Source organism: Halomarina halobia, assembly GCF_029338575.1.
Lineage (GTDB): Archaea > Halobacteriota > Halobacteria > Halobacteriales > Haloarculaceae > Halomarina > Halomarina halobia.
This window is the reverse complement of the sequence record NZ_CP119992.1, coordinates 2819323-2845481: the sequence shown is the minus strand read 5'-3', so window position 1 is coordinate 2845481 and position 26159 is coordinate 2819323. Positions and strand designations below refer to the sequence as shown.

General features: G+C 69.5%; 23 protein-coding genes and 3 pseudogenes. 12 read left to right on the top strand and 14 right to left on the bottom strand.

Features of this window, described 5'->3' with window-relative positions; all coding sequences use genetic code 11:
* Positions 1 to 40: 40 nt before the first annotated feature.
* From P1K31_RS15070 to P1K31_RS15025, 10 genes and pseudogenes are all read right to left on the bottom strand, one after another.
* Positions 41 to 677 (bottom strand): annotated as a pseudogene (locus P1K31_RS15070) (nitrous oxide reductase accessory protein NosL).
* The gene (locus tag P1K31_RS15065; RefSeq protein WP_276304145.1) at positions 662 to 1552 is read right to left on the bottom strand and encodes an ABC transporter permease; all 891 of its coding nucleotides are present in this window, start codon (positions 1550 to 1552) and stop codon (positions 662 to 664) included. Before P1K31_RS15065 ends, P1K31_RS15070 begins: the two are co-directional and overlap by 16 nt.
* On the bottom strand, positions 1549 to 2478 hold the full coding sequence (locus tag P1K31_RS15060; RefSeq protein ID WP_276304144.1) for an ABC transporter ATP-binding protein: 930 nt from the start codon (positions 2476 to 2478) through the stop codon (positions 1549 to 1551). Before P1K31_RS15060 ends, P1K31_RS15065 begins: the two co-directional genes overlap by 4 nt.
* Positions 2465 to 3844: a nitrous oxide reductase family maturation protein NosD gene (nosD, locus tag P1K31_RS15055; protein ID WP_276304143.1), complete on the bottom strand. Its 1380-nt coding sequence runs from the start codon at positions 3842 to 3844 to the stop codon at positions 2465 to 2467. Before nosD ends, P1K31_RS15060 begins: the two co-directional genes overlap by 14 nt.
* Complete coding sequence (locus tag P1K31_RS15050; protein ID WP_276304142.1) at positions 3837 to 4598, bottom strand: hypothetical protein; 762 nt, start codon at positions 4596 to 4598, stop codon at positions 3837 to 3839. Before P1K31_RS15050 ends, nosD begins: the two co-directional genes overlap by 8 nt.
* A 6-nt stretch (positions 4599 to 4604) precedes the next feature.
* On the bottom strand, positions 4605 to 6629 hold the full coding sequence (gene nosZ, locus P1K31_RS15045; protein ID WP_276304141.1) for a TAT-dependent nitrous-oxide reductase: 2025 nt from the start codon (positions 6627 to 6629) through the stop codon (positions 4605 to 4607).
* Position 6630: 1 nt separating this feature from the next.
* A complete protein-coding gene (locus P1K31_RS15040; protein ID WP_276304140.1) occupies positions 6631 to 7146 on the bottom strand; it encodes a plastocyanin/azurin family copper-binding protein in 516 nt (171 codons plus the stop codon).
* Between the two features lie 179 nt (positions 7147 to 7325).
* Positions 7326 to 7500: pseudogene (locus P1K31_RS22100) on the bottom strand (FAD-dependent thymidylate synthase); the annotation flags it as partial.
* Between the two features lie 460 nt (positions 7501 to 7960).
* Positions 7961 to 9889 (bottom strand): aldehyde ferredoxin oxidoreductase family protein, encoded by a 1929-nt coding sequence (locus P1K31_RS15030; protein ID WP_276304139.1) that lies wholly within the window; start codon positions 9887 to 9889, stop codon positions 7961 to 7963.
* Positions 9890 to 10438: 549 nt separating this feature from the next.
* Entirely contained in the window at positions 10439 to 10867 is a 429-nt protein-coding gene (locus P1K31_RS15025; RefSeq protein WP_276304138.1) for a VOC family protein, read from the bottom strand.
* 114 nt (positions 10868 to 10981) lie between these two features.
* Here P1K31_RS15025 and P1K31_RS15020 point away from each other — a divergent pair, with 114 nt between their 5' ends.
* On the top strand, positions 10982 to 12643 hold the full coding sequence (locus P1K31_RS15020; RefSeq protein WP_276304137.1) for an aldehyde ferredoxin oxidoreductase family protein: 1662 nt from the start codon (positions 10982 to 10984) through the stop codon (positions 12641 to 12643).
* 6 nt (positions 12644 to 12649) lie between these two features.
* Here P1K31_RS15020 and P1K31_RS15015 read toward each other — a convergent pair whose 3' ends face one another.
* A complete protein-coding gene (locus P1K31_RS15015; protein WP_276304136.1) occupies positions 12650 to 13027 on the bottom strand; it encodes a cupin domain-containing protein in 378 nt (125 codons plus the stop codon).
* Between the two features lie 86 nt (positions 13028 to 13113).
* Here P1K31_RS15015 and P1K31_RS15010 point away from each other — a divergent pair, with 86 nt between their 5' ends.
* From P1K31_RS15010 to P1K31_RS14980, 7 genes and pseudogenes are all read left to right on the top strand, one after another.
* Positions 13114 to 14010, top strand: coding sequence for an ABC transporter substrate-binding protein (locus tag P1K31_RS15010; protein ID WP_276304135.1), 897 nt, complete (start codon positions 13114 to 13116; stop codon positions 14008 to 14010).
* Positions 14007 to 14996 carry an ABC transporter substrate-binding protein gene (locus P1K31_RS15005; RefSeq protein WP_276304134.1) on the top strand — a complete coding sequence of 330 codons (990 nt, stop codon included), beginning with the start codon at positions 14007 to 14009 and terminating at the stop codon, positions 14994 to 14996. The genes P1K31_RS15010 and P1K31_RS15005 overlap by 4 nt, the downstream gene beginning before the upstream one ends.
* Positions 14993 to 15979, top strand: coding sequence for an ABC transporter substrate-binding protein (locus P1K31_RS15000; RefSeq protein WP_276304133.1), 987 nt, complete (start codon positions 14993 to 14995; stop codon positions 15977 to 15979). The genes P1K31_RS15005 and P1K31_RS15000 overlap by 4 nt, the downstream gene beginning before the upstream one ends.
* Positions 15976 to 16242 (top strand): hypothetical protein, encoded by a 267-nt coding sequence (locus P1K31_RS14995; RefSeq protein WP_276304132.1) that lies wholly within the window; start codon positions 15976 to 15978, stop codon positions 16240 to 16242. Before P1K31_RS15000 ends, P1K31_RS14995 begins: the two co-directional genes overlap by 4 nt.
* A 157-nt stretch (positions 16243 to 16399) precedes the next feature.
* Positions 16400 to 16699: a DUF4242 domain-containing protein gene (locus tag P1K31_RS14990; protein WP_276304131.1), complete on the top strand. Its 300-nt coding sequence runs from the start codon at positions 16400 to 16402 to the stop codon at positions 16697 to 16699.
* A 126-nt stretch (positions 16700 to 16825) separates the two neighbouring features.
* A complete protein-coding gene (locus P1K31_RS14985; RefSeq protein ID WP_276304130.1) occupies positions 16826 to 17560 on the top strand; it encodes a class I SAM-dependent methyltransferase in 735 nt (244 codons plus the stop codon).
* A gap of 55 nt (positions 17561 to 17615) precedes the next feature.
* Positions 17616 to 17798, top strand: a pseudogene (locus P1K31_RS14980) (MBL fold metallo-hydrolase); the annotation flags it as partial.
* Between the two features lie 52 nt (positions 17799 to 17850).
* On the opposite strand, the gene P1K31_RS14975 reads toward P1K31_RS14980, so the two are convergent.
* Positions 17851 to 20040, bottom strand: coding sequence for a CDC48 family AAA ATPase (locus P1K31_RS14975; RefSeq protein WP_276304129.1), 2190 nt, complete (start codon positions 20038 to 20040; stop codon positions 17851 to 17853).
* A 216-nt stretch (positions 20041 to 20256) separates the two neighbouring features.
* Here P1K31_RS14975 and P1K31_RS14970 point away from each other — a divergent pair, with 216 nt between their 5' ends.
* From P1K31_RS14970 to P1K31_RS14960, 3 genes are all read left to right on the top strand, one after another.
* The gene (locus tag P1K31_RS14970) at positions 20257 to 21174 is read left to right on the top strand and encodes a hypothetical protein (RefSeq protein WP_276304128.1); all 918 of its coding nucleotides are present in this window, start codon (positions 20257 to 20259) and stop codon (positions 21172 to 21174) included.
* 6 nt (positions 21175 to 21180) lie between these two features.
* Positions 21181 to 22893, top strand: a complete 1713-nt coding sequence (locus P1K31_RS14965) for a pyrroloquinoline quinone-dependent dehydrogenase (protein ID WP_276304127.1) — start codon at positions 21181 to 21183, stop codon at positions 22891 to 22893.
* Positions 22894 to 22997: 104 nt separating this feature from the next.
* Complete coding sequence (locus tag P1K31_RS14960) at positions 22998 to 23471, top strand: hypothetical protein (protein ID WP_276304126.1); 474 nt, start codon at positions 22998 to 23000, stop codon at positions 23469 to 23471.
* An 8-nt stretch (positions 23472 to 23479) separates the two neighbouring features.
* Here the strand turns inward: P1K31_RS14960 and fer are convergent, their stop codons facing one another.
* Both fer and P1K31_RS14950 read right to left on the bottom strand, forming a co-directional pair.
* Positions 23480 to 23965 carry a ferredoxin Fer gene (gene fer / locus P1K31_RS14955; protein ID WP_276304125.1) on the bottom strand — a complete coding sequence of 162 codons (486 nt, stop codon included), beginning with the start codon at positions 23963 to 23965 and terminating at the stop codon, positions 23480 to 23482.
* A gap of 108 nt (positions 23966 to 24073) precedes the next feature.
* Positions 24074 to 24916, bottom strand: coding sequence for a DUF8054 domain-containing protein (locus P1K31_RS14950; protein WP_276304124.1), 843 nt, complete (start codon positions 24914 to 24916; stop codon positions 24074 to 24076).
* Between the two features lie 172 nt (positions 24917 to 25088).
* On the opposite strand from P1K31_RS14950, the gene P1K31_RS14945 reads away from it, so the two are divergent.
* Positions 25089 to 26135 (top strand): sodium:calcium antiporter, encoded by a 1047-nt coding sequence (locus P1K31_RS14945; protein WP_276304123.1) that lies wholly within the window; start codon positions 25089 to 25091, stop codon positions 26133 to 26135.
* Positions 26136 to 26159: the final 24 nt, after the last annotated feature.

The following is a 26159-nucleotide window of genomic DNA, read 5'->3' as shown; positions in this document are numbered from 1 at the left end:
TCCGCGCTCCGGGGCGGCGGGGAGAGGGTTCCGCCGGCGATCAGCCCCGCACGTAGTCCGCCAGCCACGCCCGCGCGACATCGTCGAACCCGACCGTCCGCCCACCGTGCTCATCGACGAACGAGTCGGCGTCGCTCGGATCGGGAAACGGGACGAGCGCCTCGCCCATCCCGCCCAGCACGGCGCTCCCCGCGACGTACGTCACCCTACGCGCGGGCGAGAGGATGTCCGCCGCGGTGAGACTCGGAAGGTACGCCGTCCCGTCTCGCGAGCGAGTACTCAACGGTCGAGCAGTCGGTGACGTAGACGGCGAGCGCCTTCCAGTCGCGGCGCTCGCGCTCGAAGTAGTACGGAAACAGCCCCGCGGTCAGCGACATAAACCACGCGGGACCGTCGCGGCCCGGAGGGCCGCGGTTCCAGCAGAAGATCTGACCGTTCGGACCGAAGTGCTCGCCGATCACCATGCCGCCGACGTCGTCGGTCTTGCCGCCCGACAGATCGATCGGTTCGGGGGGATCGGGGGCCGACCGCTCGCCCGCGCCGGTGCAGCCGACGAGCGCCGTCGCGCCGACGGCACCGAGCGCCCGGAGGACGGCACGGCGGCCGCCGGGCGCGTCCCCCGAGCACCCGCCGGACGGTAGCGGAGCGTGTGCACGCACGGTCAGAACCCCCGCCATCGGATCGCTACCGCCGCGACCGCCACTGGCGCGACGACCCACGCGAGCGCGGCCAGCGCGAGCGCCGGCCCCGACAGCGTCGTGTTCGCGACGACTGCCGCCAGGCCGCCGCCGGTCGAATCAACGCCCGAGAGGACGAGCACGCGGAAGACGGCCGCCGGATCGGAGAGCACCAGCGCGGAGAGGACGGGGTCGGGGAGATCGACTCCGGCCACGAGGCCGAGCGCGGCGAGATCGTGGCCGAAGACGAACCAGACCCAGACGAGCAGCGCCGCGCCGAGCGCGCGGGTCCGCTCGGCGGCGAGCGTCGAGACGAGCACGCCGATCGCGAGGAACGAGAGCCCCAGCGCGATCGCCCCGAGCAGGAACGTCGCATACAGCGACGGTGCGATCCCGCCGGCCCGGACGAACAGCGCGGCCCCGCCGAGGCCGAACCCGATGGCCGTCGCACCCGCGAGCGTGACCGCGCGTCCCAGGTACGTGCCGACGACGACCCGCTCGCGGGGGATCGGCAGCGCGAACACGATGTCGAGCCAGCCGGCCTCCTCGCTACCGACGACGGCGTCGAACCCGTAGACCAGCGCGGCGAGCGGGAGCAGGTACGTCGCCAGCGAGGCGAGGCTGACGATCACGGCGTCGGCGCGGACGGGACCGAGGCTCGACCCGCCGAAACCGACGATCGACACCGCGAGCAGACCGAACAGCGCCGTGAGCGCGAACGCCCATCGGCTACGGATCGAGAGGCGATACTCCAGGCGGGCCACGGCGGCGACCTGTCGCCCGAGGCCACCGACGCTCGCGTCGGCCGCCTCCGGCGGGGCCTCGTGGGCGGTCGCGACCCCGCCGTCGGTCTCCGGGGGAGCGTCGCGGGTCACGCCGACACCTCCGCGGGATCCGACAGCGCGCGCTCGAAGACGCGCTCGAGTCCCGGCTCGCGGACCTCGTACCCCTCTACGGGTACCGCCGCGGCGAGGTCGGCCAGCACCCCCGGGACCGCCGACGCCGAACAGTCGACGGCGATCGCGTCGTCCGTCGATCGCACCGTCGCCTCGCGGGGGGCGATCGCGGAGAGCGCGTCCTCCGTCGCCCCCGGGTCGCGGAGGCGGACGCGAACGCGCACGTCGTCGCTCACGTGCCGCTTCAACCCGGCGACCGATCCGCTCGCGCGCAGGCGTCCGTCGTGGAGGATCGCCACGGCGTCGCAGAGCCGCTCGACCTCCGGGAGCACGTGCGAGGAGAGGACGACCGTCAGGTCGTCGTCCCGATCGAGCTGCCGAACGATCGAGTGGAACGACGCCACGCCCCGCGGGTCCAGGCCGGCAGTGGGTTCGTCGAGGAGGAGGATGCGCGGCCGCGAGAGCAGCGCCGTCGCCAGCCCGAGCCGGCGGGTCATCCCGTTGGAGTAGCCGCCGACCCGGCGGTCGGCCGCGTCGGACAGGCCGACGGTTTCGAGCGCCTCGTCGATGCGTGCGGACGGTTCCGCGAGCCCTCGTATCCGGGCGTGGAACGCGAGCACCTCGCGGCCGGTGAGCGCCGACGGGAAGCCGGCGCGCTCCGGCAGGTACCCGACGGAGCGCCGGATGGCCGCCCCGGCCGTCGTCACGTCCCGTCCGGCGACGGCGACCGCGCCCGAATCGGGACGAACGTGTCCCACGAGGAGCTTGAACAGCGTGGACTTGCCGGCCCCGTTGGTCCCGAGGAGACCGAACGTCGTCCCCGATTCGACGGCGAGCGACAGGCCGTCGAGCGCCGTCACGTCGCCGTACGTCTTCGTCACGTCCGTAACGTCAATCGCGTGCATAGTATCGCCTCCAGTCGTCGTGTGGCGGGTCCGCGAGCGGATAGTAGTCGATCACGCCCGGCGTCTCGACGACCGGAAAGGAACTCTCGGCCGTCCGAACGGCGTCGAACGCCGGGCTGGCGGCGAAGACGGCGGCCTGCGGGTGGCGCTGGACGAGGTGCTCCGCGAGCCCCGCCGGGCGGTGTCGCACCTCGTTCACGCCGTCGCGGTCCACGTCCGCGCGGCGGGCGTCGGACCAGTAGTTGCCCCGGTCGGTCGCGTTCCACGTCACCAGTTCGCCGACGACGGCGAGCACCGCCCGGTCGTTGTTGACGAAGCTGTTCCCGTGGACGCGCTCCTCGACGCTCCCCGCCGTCAGGTGGACCCCGACGCCGTTCCCGAGCACCAGGTTCCCCGCGATGGTGTTGTCGAGGGAGTTGTAGACGTACAACCCCCTCCGGTTCCCGACCAGGTGGTTGTCGCGGATCTCGGTGTGGTCGATCGACTTGAGGAGGATGCCGTGCCCGCTCGTCCCCGAGTTGTTGAACGCGACGTTGTCGACGAGTTCGAGGCGCTCGGAGACCATCAGCGCGTAGCCGACGTCGTTGTCGAACGCCGTGTTGTTCACGAGGCGGTTGTCGTCCGAATACATGTAGTGGACGCCGTACCGGAGGTCCCACATCGCGTTCCCGCGCGCGAGGACGTGCGACGACCACGAGTAGTAGATGCCGTCGCGGACGTCCGTGATGCGGTTGTCCGCGACGAACGTCCCGTCGGTCTTCCAGAGCTGGATGCCGTTGCCGCGGTAGGAGAGCGGACGGACCGCCTCCCGACCGACGATAGTGTTGTTCGCGATCGTGGCGTCGTCCACGCCGTCGACCCAGACGCCGAACGTGACGGCGGTCACGCGGCTGTCGCGGATCGTCGCGTTCGTCCCGTTCACCCAGATCCCGGCGTCATTGCCGGCGGTGTCGCGGCCGGAGTTGCGAACCCACACGCGATCGACGGTCACGCCGTCGGCCTCGATCGTGAGCACGTCGCCGGTCTCGCCCCCGTCGACGAGCGCGAGCCGCCCGGGCGCGCTCGTCAGGGTGACGTTCGGGGTGGTCACCGCGATCCGCCCGTCGAACCGCCCGGCCAGGCGGACCGTGTCGCCCGGTTCGGCCGCGTCCACCGCCGCCTGCGCGGAGTCGAACTCCCGTCCGTCGACGGACGCGACTCCGGGCGTCGCGGGCTCGTCGAACGCGTACTCCGCGGGGACGCCGGGGTCGAACGCGAGCGCGTCATCCGGGGACGCACTCCCCGGCGCGGCGAGCGACGCGACGACGACCGCGACGACGACCGCGACGGCGAGCAGGACGAACCCCCGCTCGACGTCGTCACCCATCGGCGTCCTCCTCCGGAGGGGGTCGGTTCGTCGCCCGCCTCGACCGCGTCACCTCTCCGATCCGCCGACTGACCCGCCCCCGCGCCCGTCTCGCGAGCTCCGGCACCTCGCGGATCGTGGCGTCGGTGTCCCGGCAGGCGTACGCCGCGACGAGCAGGGCGATCGCCAGCGCGGTCAGGTACGCGCCCGTGCCGAGCCCCGAGTAGCTGGTGATGTTCGCCACCTCGTACCGCCCGAGCAGGGGCGGCGTGAAGGGGTCGACGCCCATCACCGGCGCGTCGGGGTCAAGCGAGTGGCCGGCCTGGTAGAGCCGATACTGGATGTCCGCGAGCATCGCGGTGAACACGACGGTCGAGCCGACGAACTGCCTCCTGAGCCCGCGCTCGAGCTTCGTCACGGTCGGGGCGACGGCGACGAACGCGCCCGCCGCCGCGACGGCCACGAACGCGACCGGCCCGAGCGACCACTCGGGGACGTCGACGGCCCTCGAGTGGACCTCGTAGTTCGGCGTCCAGTACACCGGATCGGGGTAGTAGAACCCGATGTACTTGTTCAGCCGGTGGATCTCGACGTAGTCGCCGCCGATGTGCGGGTAGGCGTACAGGTGCAGGTAGAGCGGCTCGCCCGGGTACTGCGCGGCGTGCATCTCGATGGTCCACATCGGGAACGCGAGCGCGACGAGCAGCAGGGCGGCCGCGACGACGGGCAGGAGCCGCCGGAGTTGGAGGAATTCGGCGCGTGACGGCAGTCTCATCGGCGGTTACGACCGGGGTTCGACGATCATCCGCGAGCGCATCTCGAGGTGGAGCGCGCTGCAGAAGTACGTACAGTAGATCCAGTACACGCCCGGCCTGTCGGCCGTGAACGTCACCTCGCGGGTGTCCTTGGGCGCGAGCGCCAGGTTCACGTCGTACTCCGGGATGGCGAGACCGTGGATGATGTCGCGGCTCCCCTCGACGTTCGTGACGGTGAGGGTGACCTCGTCGCCCTCCCGCACGCTGAACTCGCGGGGGCCGTACTCGCTGCGCTTCGAGGACGCATAGACGTGGACCGTCGAGTCGTCGACCCGATCGATCCGCGCCTTGTCCTCGGTGACGTACTCCTTCTCGCCCTCGTAGTCGGCCGGATCCCAGACGGTCGCGGGCTCGATCTTGTCCCTGTGGGCGAAGATGGCGTCGTGGGGTTCCGGATAGACCGGCTCGTCGGCGACCAGTTCCATCCCGCCGGTCTCGTCGGCGGCGTCCTCGCCGATGTAGATGAGCTGGTCGTTGTCCGGGTGGATCGGCCCGACCGGCAGGAATCGGTCCTTCGAGAGCTTGTTCAGTGCGACCAGCCAGTCGCCGGTCGGCTCGGTCGACATCGCCTGTACGGCCTGGATGTGTCCCGGGTTGTAGTGGACGTCGATCTTCCCGAGGATGGCGTCCTCGGATCCCTTCGGCGAGTTCACCGCCGTCTCGATGTCCCACTTGACGACCTGCGAGTCGATGAACAGCGACGTGTACGCCTGTCCGCGGTCGTCGAAGGTCGTGTGCAGCGGGCCGAGGCCGACCTTCGGCTGCCCGACGATGGTCTTCGCGGGGTCGGGCTCCGAGGCGAGCCTCTCGATATCGATGATCGAGACCGTCGGGGAGAGCTTCCCGGCGACCATCGCGTAGGTCCCGTCGGGGGTCACCTCCACGCAGTGCGGGCTCTTCGGCGTCGGGATGTACCGGACGATGGGGTCGTCCCCCTCGTTCAGCGCCGACTCCCGGGTGCCGTCGACCACGGGCACGCCGTTCACCTCCTCGAACTCGCCCGCGTCGACCGCCCCCTGGATCGCGGGGACGTCGAAGGCCTTGACGTAGTCGCGGTCGTCACGGGTCATCCCCTCGACCTCGACGCCCTCCTCGTCGTTGTACGCGGACGCGATGGCCCAGCGGCCGTCCTTGTCGGTGTCGACGATGTCGAGGTTGCCGTCGACCTCGACCTGCCAGAGCACATCCATCGACTCGGGGTCGAGGGCGGTGAACACGGAGGCGTACTTCCCAGGGTCGTTCACGTCCCGGCCGTCGTTGGGCAGCGGAACGCGGAACTCGCTGTTCGCGAAGAGGTAGTCCGTGTCCGGGCTCTGGACGCAGCAGCCGTGCACCGCCTGGACGTTCGGGACGTTCGTGATCGCGTCCGTCTCGAAGTACCTCCGGTTCACGCGGGCGACGCGGCCGTTCGCCTTGTCGTTGACGAACAGGTACTTCCCGTCGTACTTCCCGTCAGTCTCCGAGAGGTTCGGGTGGTGGGAGTCCCCCCAGGTGTACCCGCCCGCGTCCTCGAGCATCCGCCTCGTCCCGTCGTCGTAGCCGTAGCCCCGGGCCGCCTCGTAGTTGAACACCGGGATGCGCATGAGTTCGCGCATCGACGGCACGCCGACGATGCGGATCTCGCCGGAGTGACCGGCGCTCCAGAACCCGTAGTACTCGTCGTGTTCGCCGGGTGCCACCGCGTGCCCGGGGGCGCTCCCGTTCGAATCGTCGGCGTTTCCCCCGCCGGGGAGGCCGGCGCACCCGGCGAGCGCGCCCGCCGCGCCGACCGCCATCCCGGCCTTCACGAAGTCGCGCCGGCCCAGGTTCAGCCCGGCGAGTTCGAGCGAGAGGTCGTCTGCGTCCTCGAGATCCGGGGTCTCGCTCCGAACGTCGGCGAGCACCGAGCGGAGCTTCGCCTCGTGCTCCCGGGCGAAGTCCTCCGGATGCGTCGCCGGCACGGGGCCGGAGTCCGCCGGGGCGTCCGCCTCCGCGTCGTCTTCGGCACCCATCTCAGCTCACCGTCACGGTGCCGACCATCCCGTTCATCTCGTGGGGGATGCAGTAGTACTCGTAGGTGCCGGACGTCTCGAAGGTGTGCTCGTAGGTGCCGCCCTCGGTGATGTTCCCCTGATCGGGGTAGCCGTCCTCGGCGGCCTGCTCGGAGTCGAAGTCGCCGCTCGCGAAGTACGCCGCGTCCTCGGGAATCTCATCCTCGTACGCGGTGACCGTGTGTCCGACCGAGCCGACGTTCTCCCAGACGACCGTCGTGCCGGCGCTCACCTCGATCTCCTTCGGTTCGAAGGTGAGCTCGTCGGTCATCTCGACCGTCTGCGTCCCGCCGCCCCCGCCGTTGCCATCGCTACCGCTTCCGCCACCGCCGTTCCCATCGCCGCCGTCGCCGCCGCCGTTTCCGTCACCGTTCGATCCTTGATCGGACGTGCAGCCGGCGAGCGAGACGACGCTCGCGCCGACGCCCGCAGCGCCGATCGTCTTCAGCCAGTTCCGTCGGGTGTGAGTTCGTGCCATGTGCGTGTTCCTGTGTGGTGTTACGCCCGTTCGTCGGCGACCGGTCGGCGCTCTCGCGATCCGAGTCCGCCCCGAGCGGGGATCGTCTCGCACACTCCGTCCTAGCGCACCGGGAGGCTTGAACCGGCGACCAGCGTCCAAGATACTGGGAAGAGGGTAACACTATTTATACGAGGAGTGACGGGGGCGGGGGCTACGTCGTCGAACGCGACGGACCGCATCGACTGGACATCGAAGTTGACGTGGCGGGTCAGTTGCGCCGTACATGCCCGGTGCCCTCGACTGCGAACGTCGCGTGTGGGTGCTCGAACGGCCCGAAGTGACGTGGTCGAGCAGGTGCCCGATGAGCGTCCGTCGAGGAGACGAAGACGACGGTCGACGGCGTCGAGGCGAAGAGGCGGACGTGGTTACGTTGAACGCGCTTGTGTAGTTGTTCCTGGCGGCGCGACGGATGACCTCTTCGGGATTCTCCGTAGCTTCGGGCAGCCGAACGTCCATACGGGAACGGACGGTTGCTCGGGCAAGGTCCGTTCCCGTACCGATAGGTCGTTACCGACGATTCGCGAGCCGACGAGCACGCGAGGAAAAACGACGGTCCGGCGGCTCTGCTAGAGGTACGACCAGCATCCCGGAGCGAAGCGAGAGGTTCACCGCTCCCAGCGAGCGGCAGCGAGCGAGGAGCGGCTTTTTTGGTCCTTCCAGAACCGCCGGGTGGTTCTGGAAGCCTGTTGGACGCTTCGCGTCCAACAATGCAGGTTTTTCGGCGGGGGTCGAGGCGCGAGCCGCGCCGAGGACCCGCCAAAAAAGGTGGGTTCTAGTCGTCCGCCGGGGCGGGGCTGCTGTCGCTCAGGCTGACGCCCGTGCCGGGGCCGAAGTCGATGCCGAGCTCCTCGAGTTTCTCCTCGCTGACCACGCCGTCGACCCAGCCGCGGTGGTCGTAGTACTCCTCCTTCATCTCCTCGAGTTCGCAGTACTGCCCCTCGCTCGCGCCCTGACCGGGGATGCCGCCCTCGAGGAAGCGCGCGGGCAGGGAGTCGTCGTCCGCGTCGAACCCGTTGAGGTTGTTGTAGTACCGCTCGAGGTTGTAGACGCGCTCGCCGGCCTGCATGAGGTCCTCCTCGCTCACGTCGAGGCCGGTCATGCCGTTGTACTGCAGGACGTACTCCTCGACGCCCTCCGCGAAGGCGTTGAACTTGCAGATGTCGAAGGAGTCGCTGATGGCGTGCATGTCCTGGAAGGTGGCGCAGAGTTCGCCCTTGCCGCGCCACTCGTAGGGGTCGACCTTCTCGGGGATGCCGAGGATCTCGGCGGCGGGCGTGTAGCCGCGCAGGTGGCAGGCCCCGCGGTTCGAGGTGGCGTAGCCGATGCCCATGCCCTTCATGCAGCGCGGGTCGTACGCCGGGATGGTCTGGCCCTTCACGTCGAGGGAGTTCTCCCGCGCGCCGAACTCCTCGGAGAGGTGGTTCGCGCCGCCCGCGAGGTGGTCGGCGAGGTCGCCGTCGCGGTGGCCGATGGCGTCGATGAGGTCGATCATCTCCTCGACGTCGCCCCAGTCGATCCCCTCGCCGAGCTCGTCGAACTTGCCCTCCTCGGTCATCTCCATCGCCATGGCGAGGATGTTCCCCGTCTCGATGGTGTCCATCCCGAGGTCGTTACATCGGTCGATCATGACCGCGATCCGGTCGCGGTCGTCGTGTCCGGAGTTCGGGCCGAGCGCGTACGCCGACTCGTACTCGTAGGACTCCATCCGGACGTTCATGTCCTCGCCCTTGTGGCTGGTGGAGACCTCGACCTCCTTCTTGCAGGCGACCGGACAGGAGTGGCAGGTCGGCTCGTCCACGAGGATGTTCTCGCGGACGTTCTCGCCCGAGATGCGTTCGGCGTCGATATCGACGCCCTCGGCATCCTCGTAGCTGTGCGTCGAGGTGTACCTCCCGTTTTTCACCGGGAGGCCGTCCATCTCCTCGGTGACGTTCATGAGGACGTTCGTCCCGTACAGCGAGAGGCCGCCCTCGTTGGGCGCGGTGACCTCCGACTCCTGGATGACCTGCATGGCCTGCTGGTGGCCCTTGCGGAAGGTCTCCGGGTCCGCCGGCTTCGGCATCTTCGTCGTGGACTTCACCACGACGGCCTTCAGGTTCTTCGAGCCCATCACGCAGCCCGTGCCGCCGCGTCCGGAGGCGCGGTCGTCCTCGTTCACGATGCAGGCGTAGCGCACCAGGTTCTCGCCGCCCGGACCGATGGCCATGATCGAGAGGTTCTTGCCGTAGGACCCCTCGACCTCCTCCTCGATCTGATCGCGGGTCTCGTGGACGCCCTTGCCCCAGAGGTGCGACGCGTCCCGGAGTTCGACCTCGCCGTTCTCGACGACGGCGTAGACGGGCTCCTCGGACTGCCCCTCGAACAGCAGGCCGTCGAAGCCGGCCCACTTCAGGCGCGCACCGGACCAGCCCCCGTGGTGGGAGTCGGTTACGGTGCCGGTGAGCGGTGATTTCGTGCAGACGGCGATGCGCCCGCTCATCACCACCTGCGTTCCCGTGAGGGGACCGTTCGTGAACGCGAGCAGGTTGTCCGGCCCGAGCGGGTCCACGTCCGGCCCCTGGTCGAAGACGTACTTCACGCCGAGGCCGCGCGCCCCGATGAAGTTCTTCGCGTCCTCCTCGTCTATGCTCTCGTAGTTCACGTCGCCCGAGGACAGGTCGACGCGCGCCACGTGGTCTTGGAAGCCGCCGAGTTCAGTCATGATTAACCTCTATCGTTACAATAGGCGCGAACGGTGTTAGTTGTTCCCAGAGGGGTGTAACCGAATTCGGTTTACCGCTCCGGGACACCCCCGGTACGCACGAGGACGGGGAGATACTCCGCACCGGACCCGTTCGGATGCGGACGCGATAGACCGACGGCGGCGTATTCGCGCCGACGATCCTCGGAGGGGTGGCGGTAGACGTCTTCGGACGTCGTCGCGGAAATTCTCGATCGAAAGTGACCGCGTCGGCGCGCTCGCGCCCGGTTGCCGCGACCCCGGCGGACGGGATCTGGCCCACCGGGGTCGGGGATCGAAGCGCCCTCGGCGGTCCGTTACCCCCTGCGGAGCGCCTTCACGGCGCGATCGTAATCGAGATCGATTGCGCGCACCCTCCGGGCGACCGGTGGCGACGGCCGAACGGCGGGGATCGTCCGTCCCGACGCGCAGATCGCGTCCCAGGCCGACGGGGGGTGGACGGCCGCGGCCCCGGAGACGGGAGCGATCGACCACCCGAACGGCGCACGGGCGGTGTGCGGCGCGCCGCGTTCACTCGACGTCGTCGTGGGTGAGGAGTTCGCGCTCCTCGCCCGCGGGCGGCGACTGGTAGGTGACCACCTCGAGCAGATTGCCGTCCGGATCGAGGAAGTAGAACCCCTCGAACTCCCCCCAGTCGTAGGGGCCCTGCCTGGGGAACTGCCCGTCGAGTTCCGCGATCAGCGCCTCGTACGCCTCGCGGTCGGTCGCGAACGCGACGTGCGCCTTGTCGAGGGGGTGATCGAGGCCCGCCTCGTCCCAGTTCTCCGCGCGCCCCGTCTCCGCCAGCGTCACCACGGTGTCGCCGGCCCGGAACATCGCGTGTGCCCCCCGGAAGTCCTCGGGCGGCCGGAGCAGATCGAGATCGAGCACGTCGCGGTAGAACCGGAAACACGCCCCGAGGTCGTCGACGTCGACGTTGATGTGATCGACGGCGTCCATGCGGAGAGGCCCGCGCGTCGACGTAAAGTACTTTCCCCGGGCGAGAGGGACCGATCCGTGGCGGTGAATATCTAGCACAGCTTTATGGGGTCGGCGGTCGCTCTCTCGACCCTGATGCTACACGCCCGGGGCCGACTACTGACCGTGGACGTGGGGGCGGGGACGACCGAGGCGACGGCGATCGACGACGTGCTCGCGGCGTACGTCGGTGGCCGCGGCGTCGGCACCCGCCTCGCCCACGACCGGATCCCGTTCGACGCCGATCCCTTCGGCCCCGACAATCGACTGTTCTTCGCGACCGGGCCGATGCAGACCTCCCGGACGAGTTTCACGGGCCGGATGTCGTGTACGGGGCTCTCGCCGCTGACCGACGGGCTGCTCTCCTCGAACGCCGGGGGGTTCCTCTCGCGGAACTTCGCCGCGACGGGCTACGCGGTCGTGGAGGTCACGGGGACGAGCGACGAGCTCGTGGGGATCCACGTCACCGACGAGGGCGTCGAGGTCGAGGCCGTCCCCGAGTTGGCGGGGGCCGTCGTCTCGGAGGTCACCGAGCACGTGGCCGAACGCCGGGACCTCGGCCCCGAGCACACCGCCGTCGTCGGTCCGGCCGGCGAGAACCGGGTGCGGTTCGCCTCGATCATGACCAGCGAGTCGCGGGCGTTCGGCCGCGGCGGCCTCGGCGCGGTCCTCGGATCGAAGAACGTCAAGTTCCTCACCTTCGACGGGAGCGTCGAACGTTCGCTCGACCTTCCCGCCGTCGCGACGGAGATCCATCGCGAGGCCGCCACCTCCGACAGCGTCATGAAGCGTCAGGGGACGGCGGGACTGACGACGTACGCCGATCAGGTCGGGGCGCTCCCGACGCGGTACTTCTCGGAACTCTCGTTCGAGGGGGTCGAGGGGATCAGCGGGGATCGGGTGGAGGAGCACAAGTACAGGAAGGGCACCTGCTCCGCGTGCGCGTTCGCGTGCAAGCTGCCGACGCGCGACGAGGCGAGCGGCCTCGAGACGGAGGGACCGGAGTACGAGACGGTGATGGCCTTCGGCTCGAACGCGGGGATCGACGACCTGACCGCCGTCATGCGGTCGAACGAGCTGTGCGATCAGCTCGGCGTGGACACCATCTCCTGCGGGGACGTCGTCGCGGCCTACCTGGCGAGCGAGGACGAGTTCGGGAACGCCGATCTCGTCCACCGACTCGTCGAGGACATCGCCTACCGGGAGGGCGTCGGCGACCTGCTCGCGGAGGGGATCGACCGCTGTGCGGACGAATTAGGCGTCGAGAACTGGACGGTCAAGGGCATGGAGTTCGCCGCCCACGACGGCCGGACGCTCAACGGCCAGGGCCTCTCGTTCGCCACCGCGAACCGCGGCGCCGATCACCTCTACGGGAGCATGTACGTCCACGAGTATCCGCTCGTCTCCCCCGAGGCGGCGCTCGACCGGGAGGGCTTCGACGGGAAGCCGTCGCGGTTAGTCGAGAAGGAGAACCACAACGCGGTGCTCGATTCGGCTATCGTCTGTCGGTTCTCGCGCGACGTGGTGACGCCGGAACGCCTGGCGGGGCTGCTCGACGCGGAGTCCGAGGATCTGCTCGCCGTCGGCGCTCGGATCGTCGAACTCGAGCGGCACTTCAACAACCGCCGCGGGTTCGACCGGGCGGACGACGCGCTCCCCTACGACCTCCCCGACTTCGAGGCGGCGCTCGACGCCTACTACGAGGCGCGGGGGTGGAACGCGGACGGGACGGTCCCGTCCGAACGGATCGAGGAGTGACGGCCGTCAGTCGTTCGGTCCCGCGGGCGGCGTCCGTTCCGGGCGCTTCGTCGCCCACCGCGGCTCGTCGCGCGGCGGGCTGAGGACGCCGATCCCGACGGCCGGTTCGTCGCCGCGGTTCTCCGCTCCGTGGAGCTCCTCGCTCGAAAACGCGTACGAATCCCCCGGTTCGAGCGGGCGCTTCCCGTCCTCGAGGATCGCGGTCAGCGTCCCGCTGATAACGAAGCCGATCTGTTCGTTGTGGTGGCGGTGCGAGGGGAGCGTCGCGCCCGGTTCGACCCGCCAGAACTTCATCGACGCCCGTTCGCTCCCCGCGAGATCGGCCAGATAGACGCCCTCGGCGACCTCGGTCAGGTTGCGGTCGTTCTCGCTAACGTGATCCATGGCACTACCCGTCGTGAGCCTATCAGCGACCGCTTATAAATAATCTTGCATTATTTTTATGTGGCTATGATTTTACCCTACTAGGCATGCCAAACAATGGCAAGCTTCGTCTGTTCCACCTCCCGTTCTCGTTCATGCTCCCCCAGCGCGTGGCGAGCGAGCGAGGGTACTTCGCGGACGAGGGACTCGACGTGGAGGTCGTAGAGCGCGACCGCGAGAGCGTCGACTGGAAGTACATCCCGGCGGAGGAGACGCTGACCGGCGACCACGGGATCGACCTCTATCCGGTTTGCAAGTGGGAGTCGATAAAGCGGACGTGGGACATGGGCGACGGTCGCGTCGTCGCCGCTGGGACGTTCGCCGACCAGCCGTACACCGTCTACGTCCGGCCGGAGAGCGACGTCGAGGGGCCGGCCGACCTCGCTGGCGTGCCCGTGGGCGTGAACCGCCGGACCGGCCAGGAGTACACCGTCATCCGGGCGCTCGAGGAACACGTGCCCCCCGAGGCGGTCGCGCTCGAACACCACGGGATGCCGACCGACCGACTACGGGCGCTCCGCGACGGCGAGGTGGAGGCGGTCTCCCTGCTGGAGCCCCAGAGCACGCTCGCCGAGCACCTCGGGTTCAGGGCCGTCCTCCGGTTCGAGAACCACGTGGGCATCGTCGCCGCGGACGGGCTGGACGGCGAGGCGCTCGACGCGTTCATGCGAGCGTACGAGCGGGCGGTTCGGGAGATCAACGCCGACCCCGACGCCTTCCGCGAGGAGTACCTCGCCATGCTCGACGCGGACGCCGACGTCGCGCCCGACCTGTTCGAGGGCGTCGACCGCCGGGCGCTGCTCGCGAGCATCGAGGTGCCGACCTACGAGCCGCCCGAACCGGCCGACCGGGCGGAACTCGGGGCGCACCTCGAGTGGATGAAGCGCCGACAACTCCTCGACGGGAGCGCCGACGTCGACGCCATCGTGGGGCCAGCGCGATGAGCATCGCCGACCAGCAGGCGGCGCTCGACGCCGTCCACGACGACCCGGCGGACCTGCCGGTGATGCGCGCCCGCTTCGAGCACAACGGCAGCCCGCGGTACATGCTCTACGCCATCAAGCGGCTCGGGCTGGACCGCGAACACGGGTTTCACCTCGACGTGCGACTCGTCTCCGACGAGCTCGAGGGCGGCATGGAGACCGTCGAGGCCCGCCTCCAGGACGGCGACGCCGACCTCATCGACATCGACTACATCTCGACGGCCCGCGAGCGAAGCGAGGGGGCCGCCATCGTCGCGATCCACCCCTACGGCCGGACCGTCGGCGGGCTCGTCGCCCTCGACGACACCGACATCGAGGGGCTGACCGACCTTCCGGACCACCGAATCGGCGTCGTCCGCCGGCTCGACAAGAACTGGATCCTGACGCGGGCCGCCTGCCGGGAGTACCACGGCTTCGACCCCGACGTCGAGGCCACGCCGGTCGAGGCCGGCTCCAAGGTCGGCCTGACGGAGCTGCTGTACGACGGCGAGGTCGACGCGATCCTCCAGTTCTGGCCCATCGTCCCCGAGATAACCGAGCGCGGGCCGTACCGGGAAGTGCTGCCGATGGCCGAGCTGGTCCAGCGCCTCTCGGGGACCGACGACCGGCTCCCGATCTCGACGTTCCTGACGAGCGAGTCGTTCCTCGCGGAGCACCCAGAGACGGTGCGGCGCTTCAGGGGAGCCTACCGCGACGTCGTCGATCGACTCGTCGCCGAGGACGACCTCTGGGAGGAGATCGGCGAGACGCTGATGACGTACGACGACCCGGCCGTCGTCCGCGCGGTCCGCGACGGGTGGCGGGACATGGTCGTTCGGGACTGGAACACGGAGACGATCGAGGGGATGGAGCGGCTGTTCGACCACCTGCTGGAGGTCGCCGGCGCGGACGCGCTCGGCGTCGACCACGTCCCGGAGGGGACGTTCCGCCCGGAGGTCGAACCGTGAAGACCGTCACCTTCCAGCTCAACTGGGAGCCCAACGGGTTTCAGGCCCCGTACTTCCTCGCCCGGTCGCGGGGGTTCTACGAGGAAGAGGGGATCGACGTGGCGTTCGTCGAGGGACACGGGTCGCCGTTCGCGGCCGAGCAGGCCGCCCGCGGCCGTGCGGACGTCGCGCTCGCCGGGGCGAGCGCCGTCCTCGCCAAGCAGAGCGAGGGGTTCGAACCGCTCGCCGTGGCCGCGGTGACGAAGAAGACGCCGGCGGCCATCTACACCCTCAGGGACGTCTTCGGCGAACCCCTCGAACGTCCCGAACAGCTGGCCGGTCGGACCGTCGCCCCCTCGGCGACGAAGACGCGCATCCTCGCGGCGCAGCTCTTCGAGAACGTCGGCGTCCGCGACCGCGTGGAACTGCTGCCGGTGGATCCGAACACGCACCACCGCGTCCAGCACAAGCTCCTCGACGGGACGGTCGACGCCGCGGTCGGCGTCGTCACGAACGGGGTCGAACTCGAACGCGAGTACGACCGCGCGGCCGACGAACTCCACGTCGGCGACTACCTGGGCGTCTACGGGATGACGCTCGCGACGAACCGGACGTTCGCGTCCGAGAACGCCGACGCCGTTCGCTCGTTCCTGCGGGCGACGGCGCGGGGCTGGGCGGCGGCGACCGACGATCCGGAGGCGGCGATCGAAGCCCTCGTCGCTCGCAACGCGACGCTCGAACGCCGCCGACCCATCGAGACGCGCAAGTTCGAGGTCGCCGCCGAGAAGCTACAGTTCACCGACCACGTCCGGACGGCCGGCTGGGGTGCCCACGACGGCGATCGGTGGCGTCGGCTGGGGACGATGCTCTCCGCGACCGACCTGCTCGACGGGCCGATCGATCCCGACGCGGCGTGGACGAACGAGTACCTCGACGGCGACGCCGACGTCATCGGTCGGTACGCCGACCGCATCGGCCGAGGGCGGAGGGTGACGGAGGGATGACGCCGTCGACCGCGTTCGTCGTCCTGTCCGCGGCCGCCCTCCTGTTCGCGGTCGGCTGGGGCTGCCGGACGGTTCTGCGTCCCGCCGGCGGCGCGGACCGCATCGAGGACGGCGCGGCCGACGCGGCTCCCCCGTCGATCGCGTGGTGGTCCCGCGACGTGAGCGTGGCCTGTCCGCACTGCGACGCCGAGAACGACGTCTCCACCGTCTACTGCGTCGGCTGTCGCGCCCGACTCTCGCCGGAGTGGCTCACCGAGTGGTGACCCCGCCGCACGCTCCGCCCCCGCCTCCACCTCCTCCCGCTACCGCCCGGCCGCGACGCGACGGTTGCGGCCTCCGTCCGCGGCCCGCGTGAACAAAGATCCGCCCCGAATTACGCGTAAAGTATACGGGGCTCACCGTAGTCCCAACGAGTGAGCCATGTCTGACCAAACCACGGACGACTACCTCATCCTGCGCGAACTCGACGAGCCGATCACGCGGGCCGAGTTGGCCGACGCGGCGGACGCGTCGGGGGAGGCGCTGTCGGAACTCCGAGACGAGGGCGTGGAGATCCGGTGGGTCGAATCGGAGGTGCTGACCGACGACGACGAGCGCGTCGTGGGGACGTTCTGCCACTACCGCGCGGAGGACGAGGACGCCGTCCACGAACACGCAGATCGGGCCGGCCTCCCCGCGACGAAGGTGACGAAACGGGGCGAACCGCTGTCAGGCGAGTAGATCAGCGCGGACCGGCGTCCCGCGTCGGGCCGTCGAACGGGCATCGCCCGGCGGTGCGGTCGTCACCCGCCCGGTGAACCGCGCTCGTCGCGAACGCTAAGGTGCGGGCGGGCGAACCGGCGACCCATGCCCTACTACTTCGGCGTCTACCACTGGCGACGGCGGCTGCGGGCGATCGGCCTCGGCGCGCTCGCCGTCGCCGTCGGCGCGTCCCTCGCCGCCGGCTCCCGGTCCCGACTCCGTCGCCTGCTCGCCGCCGCCCTCGCGCTCTGGGGGGCCGGCACGGGCTGGCGGGCGGCGTCCAAGCTCGCTCGGCCGCCGCCGTGGCGGCTCGATCGGGGGAAGTACGAGGCGTTCGCGGCCGAACTCCCGCTCGACTCGGCCGACCGCGTGCTGGACGTCGGATGCGGGACGGGGCGCTCGCTGGTCGGGATGGCCCCCGCGCTCGATCCGGACGCGACCGTCGTGGGGCTGGACGTGTTCGACGACCGGGTCATCCTCGGCAACGGACCGGCCCTCGCCGCGCGGAACGCGGCGCGTGACGGCCTCGACGCGGCGGTCGTCCGCGGCGACGCGGCCCGCCTCCCCGTCGCGGACGGCTCGGTCGACGTCGTGACCGCCTGTCGGGTGCTCCACGACCTTCCGGCTCCCGCCGCGCGGCGGGCGCTGGCCGAGGCGCACCGCGCGTGCGCCGACGACGGCACGCTCGGCGTGCTCGAACTGCCCATCACGCACGACGGCTCGGCCGACCCGGCGACCTACTGGCGCGAGCGCGTCGCCGAGGCCGGGTTCACCGTCACGACCGTCACCGAACTCGAACGCGAGCGGGGGCGGTACGTCGTCGTCGTCGCCGAGCCGTAACCCGCAGCGGGACCGACGCCCGATCCGCCGCTCTCGCGGAGTCGGGCGAAGCTGTTTGGCCCCGACGCCGACGCCACGGAGATCGGAACGAACCGCGAGCGCGTCGAAGACGCCCCTCTCCGAGCTCACTATCGACCGTGACGCCGTCGAGGCCGTCGTCACGACGCACCTCCACCTGGACCACGCCGGCGGCGCGGGGTACCTCGCGGCGGCGGGGCCGAACCCCACCGTGCTAATCCACGAGGCGCGCCGCATCTCGACGATCCGTACTCGCTATCCGTCGAGACGCGCTATCCGTCGAGGCCGTCGCCGCGGCCGACCGGGTCGCCGCCCGATGCACCCGACCCGACCTCGTCGAGCGCCCGCTCGAAGTGGTCCGCCGTCACGAAGATCTCCTCGACCGCGGTCGCGCCCGATCTGACGAACGACTGCACGGCCGCCGTCGCGGCCTCGCGGCAGACGGCCGCGACGTCCGCGCCGACGTAGCCCTCGGTTCGCGCCGCGAGCGCGTCGAGATCGACGTCCTCGGCCAGCGGCTGCTCGCGCGTGTGGATCTCGAAGACGGCGCGGCGGGCCGCCTCGTCCGGCTCGCCCACCTCGACGTGCCGGTCGAGCCGCCCCGGGCGCAGCAACGCGTCGTCGAGGAGGTCGGGGCGGTTGGTCGCGGCGATCACGACGACGTCCTCGAGTTCCTCGAGCCCATCGAGTTCGGTGAGCAGCTGGGAGACGACGCGCTCGCCGACGCCCGAGTCGCTCGCGTTGCGCCCGCGCTGGCCCGCGATCGCGTCGATCTCGTCGAAGAACACCACCGTCGGCGCGTTCGACCGGGCCTTCTCGAAGACGTCGCGGACGCCCCGCTCGGACTCGCCGACGTACTTGTCCAGCAGTTCGGGGCCCTTGACGGAGATGAAGTTGCTCCGGGACTCGTTGGCGACCGCCTTGGCGAGGAGGGTCTTGCCCGTCCCCGGCGGCCCGTACAGCAGCACGCCGGTGGCCGGCTCGAGCGCCACGCGCTCGAACGCCTCGGGGTACTCGAGGGGCCACTGGACGGTCTCGCGGAGGCGTTCTTTCGCCTCCGTGAGCCCGCCGACGTCCTCCCACGTTACGTCCGGCACCTCGACGAACACCTCCCGCAGTGCCGACGGCTCGACGTTTCGCAACGCTTCCCGCACGTCGTCCGCGGTCACGGAGAGCGACGCCAGCAGGTCGGCCTCGAGTTCCCCGTCGACGTCGAACCCCTCGCGAACTCGGCGCAGCGCGTACATCGCGCTCTCCGTCGCGAGGCTCTCCAGATCGGCCCCGACGAACCCGTGGGTGAGTTCGGCCATCGCCTCGAGGTCCACGTCCTCGGCGAGAGGCATCCCGCGGGCGTGAATTCGGAGGATCTCCTCGCGGCCGTCGCGGTCGGGGACGCCGATTTCGATCTCGCGGTCGAATCGACCTGGACGACGCAGCGCGGGGTCGATGGCGTTCGGACGGTTAGTCGTTCCGACGACGGTGACCCGTCCGCGCTCCTCGAGGCCGTCCATCAGCGAGAGCAACTGCGCGACGATCCGGCGGCCGGCGTCGCCGTCTCCGCCCCGTTCCGGCGCGAGCGAGTCGAGGTCGTCGAGGAGGACGATCGCCGGCTCGTTCTCCCGCGCCTCCTCGAACACATCCCGGAGGCGCTCCTCGCTCTCGCCGTAGTACTTCGACGCGATCTCCGGCCCCGAGATCGTGGTGAAGTACGCGTCGATCTCGTTGGCGACGGCCCTCGCCAGCAGCGTCTTGCCGGTGCCGGGCGGCCCGTGCAGGAGGACGCCCCTCGGCGGCTCGATCCCGAGGACGCGGAACAGTTCGGGGTGGCGCATGGGCAGTTCGATCATCTCGCGGACCTGCTCGAGTTCGTCCTCCAGCCCGCCGATGTCCTCGTAGGTGGCCCTCGCGTCGTTCGTCGCCGGGTACTCCGACGGATCGATCGAGAGCCCCTCGGCGGGGTCGGGGGACACGAGGATCTTCGTCCAGTCCCGGACCACGACCCGGTCGCTCGGCCTCGTTTCGGCGACCCGCACGGGGACGCTTCGCTCCGCGGGCCCCGAGGGCGATTCGAGCCGGAGCGTGACCGGTATCGTCTGGCCGGCGATAAGCGCCTGTCCGACGAGTTCGTCCCGCAGGGTCAGCTTGAGACCCCCCTCGACGCCGATCTCCTCCGGCAGGGCGACCGTGACCCGGTCGGCCGATTCGACCTCGGTTCGCTCCACGGAGACGGTGGCCTCGGGGTCGGCGCGCGCCGTCCGCCGAAGCCGCTCGTCGAGGCGGATGGTTCGCGGGTCGGCGTCGTCCGACGGCAGTACCTGCGCGACCGCGTGGTCCCCGGAGGGGCCGCTGACGACGACGTAGTCACCGCTTCCGAGCCCCAGTTCGTCCATCGCCTCCCGGCTGAGTACGGCTAGTCCGTCGCCGCCGCCCTGTCGCCCCAACCGCCTGACCGTTAGCTCCATAGCATCCGCGTTTCGACAACATCCCCCGCGGACCCCATAAACTCGCGGGTGGCTTTCCGCCTCCGAACGATCGACGCTCGCCCCCTCTCCTCCCGGAAGGATTGTCAGTCCGCGACCACTCATACGGAAATTTATAATATATTTATTTACCAAAAAATTTCGAACGATACGACAAATTATTTCATATCGGGGAACACGGATTGTAGCGGTGGTTCAATGGCCAATGTAAGCACACCTCACATCACTACGGAAGATCAGGAACGGCTGGCGAGGACACTCGGGATAAGCGACGCGGTCGGCGGCGAGACGCTGACGCTCTCGGAGATGAAGACGGCGGTCGACGCGGATACCACCCCGGAGTTCGCCAGCCTGGGCGAGGCCATCCGTAGCGACCTGGAAGGACGGCTCGACGTCGACCTCCTCCGGTCCGCCCTGTCGGATCTGGCGGCGCAGATCGACCGCCTTCCCGAGGTACGCGAGCGAGGGATTCCACGGGGTGAGAGGGAGCCGGAGGTGCTGTATCGGGAGCTCGTCGAACCCGGATGGCGGGTGTACGATCACCTCCAGGAGGTGGACTTCTTCGAGAGCGTCGACGCCAACGCGTCGCGGTTCGAACCGGAGTACATCCGGGATACCGCCCACGAGCTGATCGGCGCGGACGAGCTGACCTCGGCGCTCGCCGAGATCGGATTCGACGACCGGGAGCAGACCGTTCTGGTCATGGACATCGTCAACAACAACACTCGCCTCTCGCGGTGGGTCCCGACCGCGGAGATCCCCGAGGGCGTCGAGTTCAACGTCGAGTTCGTCCCGCCGCTGCACCAGCGGGCGATGGGCGGCGCGCTGCTGTGGATCCGGACGCTCGACGTCCACCTCTGGCAGAAGAGAGTCCTGATCACCGAACGGATCCTCGACGACGGGTTCTGGGACATCAAGGCGATGCTGGGGGGGCTATACCTGTTGACGATGGCCGCGCTCGAGGTCGCTGACGCGACCGAAGCGGCGATCACGGACAGCCAGCTGTCCGCGGCGCTGACCGCCAGCGCCGCGATCCTGATCGTCAACCAGGAGGACATCTGCAGCGACATGTATCACATTACGGAGGAGATGCGCGCACCGAGCGAAGCGAGGTAATCGAGAATGTCAATAGAGGAAGACAGGGCCGTACAGGCCGCACAGGACACCGTCGTTCGAGAGACTGATAACGGCTATCGGGTGCTCGGCGCACCCGAGAAGTCGGTCACCCACCAGCACGACATCGACCGCATCCCGCGGGAGGACGTCACCCAGGAGATGCTGAGCAACTCCGGCGAGAACGCGGAGTGTTGGTTGATGTACGGCGGTAACTACGAACAGCACCGCTACACGACAGCCGACGTCATCACGCCCGAGAACGTCGACGACCTCGAACTGGAGCACGAGATGCGGGTCGGTTCCGGGTCGAGCATGGAGGGGACGCCGCTGGTGATACCGGGCGATCCGCCCGTGATGTACCAGTCGAACGGGCCGAACCACGTGAAGGCCATCGATCCGCGCGCGGGCGACGTGCTGTGGAGCTACACGTACGCCGTCCCGTCGGACGTGGTGCTCTGCTGTGACGACAACAACCGCGGCGTCGCCGTGTGGAAGGACAAGATATTCATGTGCACCCTCGACTCGGGGGTCGTCGCGCTCGACCGCTACACCGGCGAGGAGGTGTGGTACACCAGCACCGCCGACCACGAGCGGGGCTACTCCGCGACGTGGGCACCCATCGTCCACGACGGGACGCTGTACACGGGCAGCGCGGGCGGCGAGTACGGCGTGCGCGGATTCCACACCGCCCTCGACGCCGAGACGGGCGAGCAACTGTGGTTCACCCACACCTGCCCGGAGGAGGAGTGGGTCGGGGAGAGCATCAACCAGGCGGCCGGCACCAACTGGATGACGGCCACGCTGGACGAGGAGCGAAACCGGCTGTACCTGCCGATCGGTAACCCCGGCCCCGACTTCGACGGGTCGGTCCGACCGGGCCCGAACCGCAACACCTGCGGCACGCTGTGTCTCGACGCCGAGACCGGCGAACGGCTCTGGTTCCACCAGGAGTCGCCCCACGACGTCTGGGACTACGACTCGGCCTGTCCCCGCGTGTTCATCAGGGACCTCGAGATCGCCCACCGCAACCAGACCAAGGACGTCGTCGTCGACGCCGGGAAGACGGGCTGGGCGTACACGGTCGACGCCGAGACCGGCGAACTCATCGAACGGAGCGAGCCGGGCGTCCAGCAGCTCAACATGTTCCGGATGATCCCGCACATCGACGAGGGCAGGCGCGGGACGTTCATGCCCGGCGGGATGGGCGGCAACGACTGGCAACCCCCGGCCTACAGCCCCGAGACCCGTCTCATCTACTACAAGATGCACAACAACGCCCAGGAGGCGTGGTGGCGGTTCGAGGAGTTCGAGGAGGGCAAGAAGTACTGGGGCGGCATCCTCGAGGACGAGACCGAGGCGATGCCCGACGAGTACAACGGCCACATCGCCTCCATCGTCGCGATCGATCCGGCGACGGGCGAGCGCGTCTGGCGCGACTGGATCGACAGCGACACCTACCTCTGGGGCGGTTCGATGGCGACCGCGACCGGCCTCGTGTTCGCCGGCACGCAGAACGGCGACCTGATCGCCTACGACGGCGAGACGGGCGAGCGCGTCTGGGAGTTCGACTGCGGCGACGCACCGCTCTCCGCCAGCCCCATGAGCTGGTACGACCCCGGCACCGAGAAGCAGTACATCGCCATCCAGGTCGGCGGCAGCGGCTGGCTCCGCCGGGGGAAGCGCGACGACAGGCTCCTCATCTTCTCGATGGCGGCCTGACGACGGCTCTCAGCCCTATTTTATCGAGTAGCTTCCCGACTACGTTCAAGATGTTCTCCATCTCGATCCAAAATTATTTGTCGTACCGTGCTGCCTGTGAGCACATGACTACACCCATCCCCCGGAGGCGCACACCGGAAGTGGCGGCCGACGAGTCCACGGCGGACCTCGCGACGGAGTCCGAGGCGGACGAAGTCACGATGGAGGCCCTGATCGAGCAGTTGATCGATCGGCGCGTCGCGTCGCTCGAGCGGGAGATCGCGGAACTCGAGCGGACGCTCGAGGAGGTGGACAACTTCGCGCGGATCAGCCTGAACGAGCGGAAGATCAAACAGAGCGAGGAGAACATCGCGGAGTTCTCCGACTCGCTCATGGGGTTCGCGGAGAAGGCGTTCAACAACATAAACGAACTCGAGAACCGCCTCGACACCCACGCGCTGCTGCTCGCGGCGATCCTCGACGCCGTCCACGGCGAGGACATCGATCTCACGCACGCCGAGCGCCATCAGGAGGACCAGCTAGTGATGAACATGACTCCCGACGAACGACTCGAGGAGGCCATCGAACGGCTGTCCTGACGTCCTACTCAGACTTCGCGTTTTCCGACGACCGTCTGAAGGTAGTCGTGGCTCCTGACGTTGTAGACGAGTTTGATCTCGTCCGACCCGGGCGTCCCCACGCAGGTCAACCGGAGTCCCATCTCCTCGACCTCCTCGTCGGTCAGAAAGAGGTTCATGTCCATCTCGATCTCGCCCTCCACGAGGAAGGCGCAGCAGTTCGCACACGAGGCGGCCCGGCACTCGAACGGCCAGGCGTAGCCGGCGTCCTCGGCGGCGTCGAGGATGTACCGATACTCGCCGACCTCGAGCGTCCCGTGGTCGGCGTCGTCCAGGTCGGCCGCGGCCGCCTTCTCGAAGAGGTCGTCGTCCTCCACCTCCCAGCCGCGTCGCTCGAGCACCCGGTAGTTGAGGTACTCCACCGTGGCGGTCTCCTCCTCCTCCCCCTCCCACTCGTCGTCGCGCGCGGCGTCCCGCCCCACCTTGATGTTCGGGAGTTGCTGGTCGGACGTCATGCGTTCACTATCGTCAGGGACGTACTTAGTCATCCGTGTCCCCCGGCGATAGCCCGTCTGGCGCACGCGCCCGGTCCTCGCGGAGACGCTGGGCGACCGGCGCGTCGCTCAGCGGAGGAGGGTCGTCCGGACGGAGTCGACGCCCTCCCGGTCCACGACGGCGGCGTCGGCGAGCGCCGCCCCGCAGTCCCGACAGGCGGACTCCGCCACGAGGTGGGGCTTCTGACAGCAGGGATCGACGCGCTCCTCGGTCACGGACAGCGGGCCGTCGCACGTCGGGCAGCGCCGGAGGAACAGGCGCAGCCCCAGCAGGACGGACTGGCGTCGCTCCCGATCGAACCCGGCCCAGTCGACGTGCTCTCGGAGCACTTCCGCCGCGGCGACGTCCGCGGCGAGGGCCGCGGTCGACTCCCACCGGACCGACTTGTTCCCGTCCACGACGAACGACCGTTCGCCGGGGCTGGAGACGGTGTCCGCGTCGAACATCGCGCGCACGTCGTCGGGTTCGACGCCCCGTTCGAGAACCGTGTTCGTCCGCTCGGCCCACTCCTCGCGGAACGCCGGCGCGAGGTCGATCCCGCCCCCGTCGGCATCGGTCAGGACGCCGGCGGCGAGCAGCGGTTCGGCGGCCCGATCCCCGGCCCCCGCTTCCGCCGCGTCCCCGGCGTTCGAGACCCCCGCGATGGGATCCTTCCCGAACAGTCGGAGCAGCCACGGCGGGAAGTAGCGCCGCGTGATCGTCGGCGTTCCCGGCACGAGATACCCGCGGAGGTAGACGACGAGCGCCGCGGCGGCGAAGACGACGGCCCCGTACGCGGGGCGGCTCACGACGGCGACGACCGCGGCGAGCGCGCCGGCGATGAGCACGTTCAGAGCGGTGCAGGGAACGCAGCGGTTCTCCCCCGTGTACTCCGGCCGTCGCAGCGTGTCCACCGCGCTCGGGACGTTCATAGTCAGCGTGGACGCGGATACACTCCGTCGAACCATAAGCGTGTTCGTAGGTCACAGCCCGCATGCCTCGGGTCGCCGAGTTCCGGCGACCGCCCCGACCGACGAGGCGGTTACGGGGAGCGCGCGGCGGTCGCCGAATGGTATATACCGGTATCGCGTGACTGCTCCAGTCATGCCGCTCGACGTGCCTCCCGCGATCGTCGGCGTCCTGTCCTTCCTGATCGGCGTCGGGCTGGTCATCGGGAGCGTCGAGACGTTCATCGAGGCGGTCGCGGAGAGCGCGCTCGCGCTCGGCGTCTCCGGGTTCTTCCTGACGGTGCTCCTGGCGGGGACCGACCTCGAGAACGCTGTCCTGGGCTTCGTGGCGGTCCTCGACGGCCTTCCGGGCCTCGCGCTCGGAACGGTCTTCGGCGAGGCGCTGTTCGTCCTCGGAGCGGCCGTCGGGGTCGCGGGGGTCCTCACGCCGTTCGAGACGGACGCGCCGCGGTCGTACCTCCTGATGATGCTCGGCGCGCCGGCGCTGTTGCTCGTCCTCGCGCTCGACGGGACGCTCACGCGGTTCGACGGCGTCCTGCTCACGGTCGGCTACCTCCCGCTGCTCGTCGCCGTGTACGGACTCGAACGGCGGGCGAACACGCGGTATCTGAGCGCCGAGGAGGTCGAGGCGTTCGAGGAGCAGGCGCTCGACGGTGGAACCGAGGCGGCCGACGACGACCTCCTCGACCTCGACCTCGACCTCGATATCCGGTGGCTCGACGACCTCAGGGCCCGACACGAGGGGCGATACCGGCTCGGCGTCGCGCTGCTCGCGGTGGGCGGCATGACCGTCGGCTCCGAACTCGCGGTGTCGGGCGCGCAGGTCATGCTCGGCGTTCTCGGGATCACCGGCCTCGCCTTCGGCGCGACCGTGATGAGCTTCGTCGCGTCGCTCGAGGAACTGTTTCTCACCGTCGAGCCGGTTCGCCGGGGCCGACCGCACCTCGGCGTCGGGAACGTCGTGGGGAGCACGCTGTTCTTCGTGACGGCGAACGCGGGCGTCATCGCGCTGGTCCGGCCCATCGACACGGGCGGCGCGGTGCTCGCGGTCCACTGGCCGTTCTTCCTGGTATCGCTCGCGCTCGTCGCGGGGATGCTCGCCCGCGGCCGGGTCAGTCGAGTCGGCGGTGCGACGCTGTTGGCGGTGTACGCCGCCTACTGGGGGGCGAACCTCGTCACGTGAATCCGCGTCGTCGAGGGCGAGTAC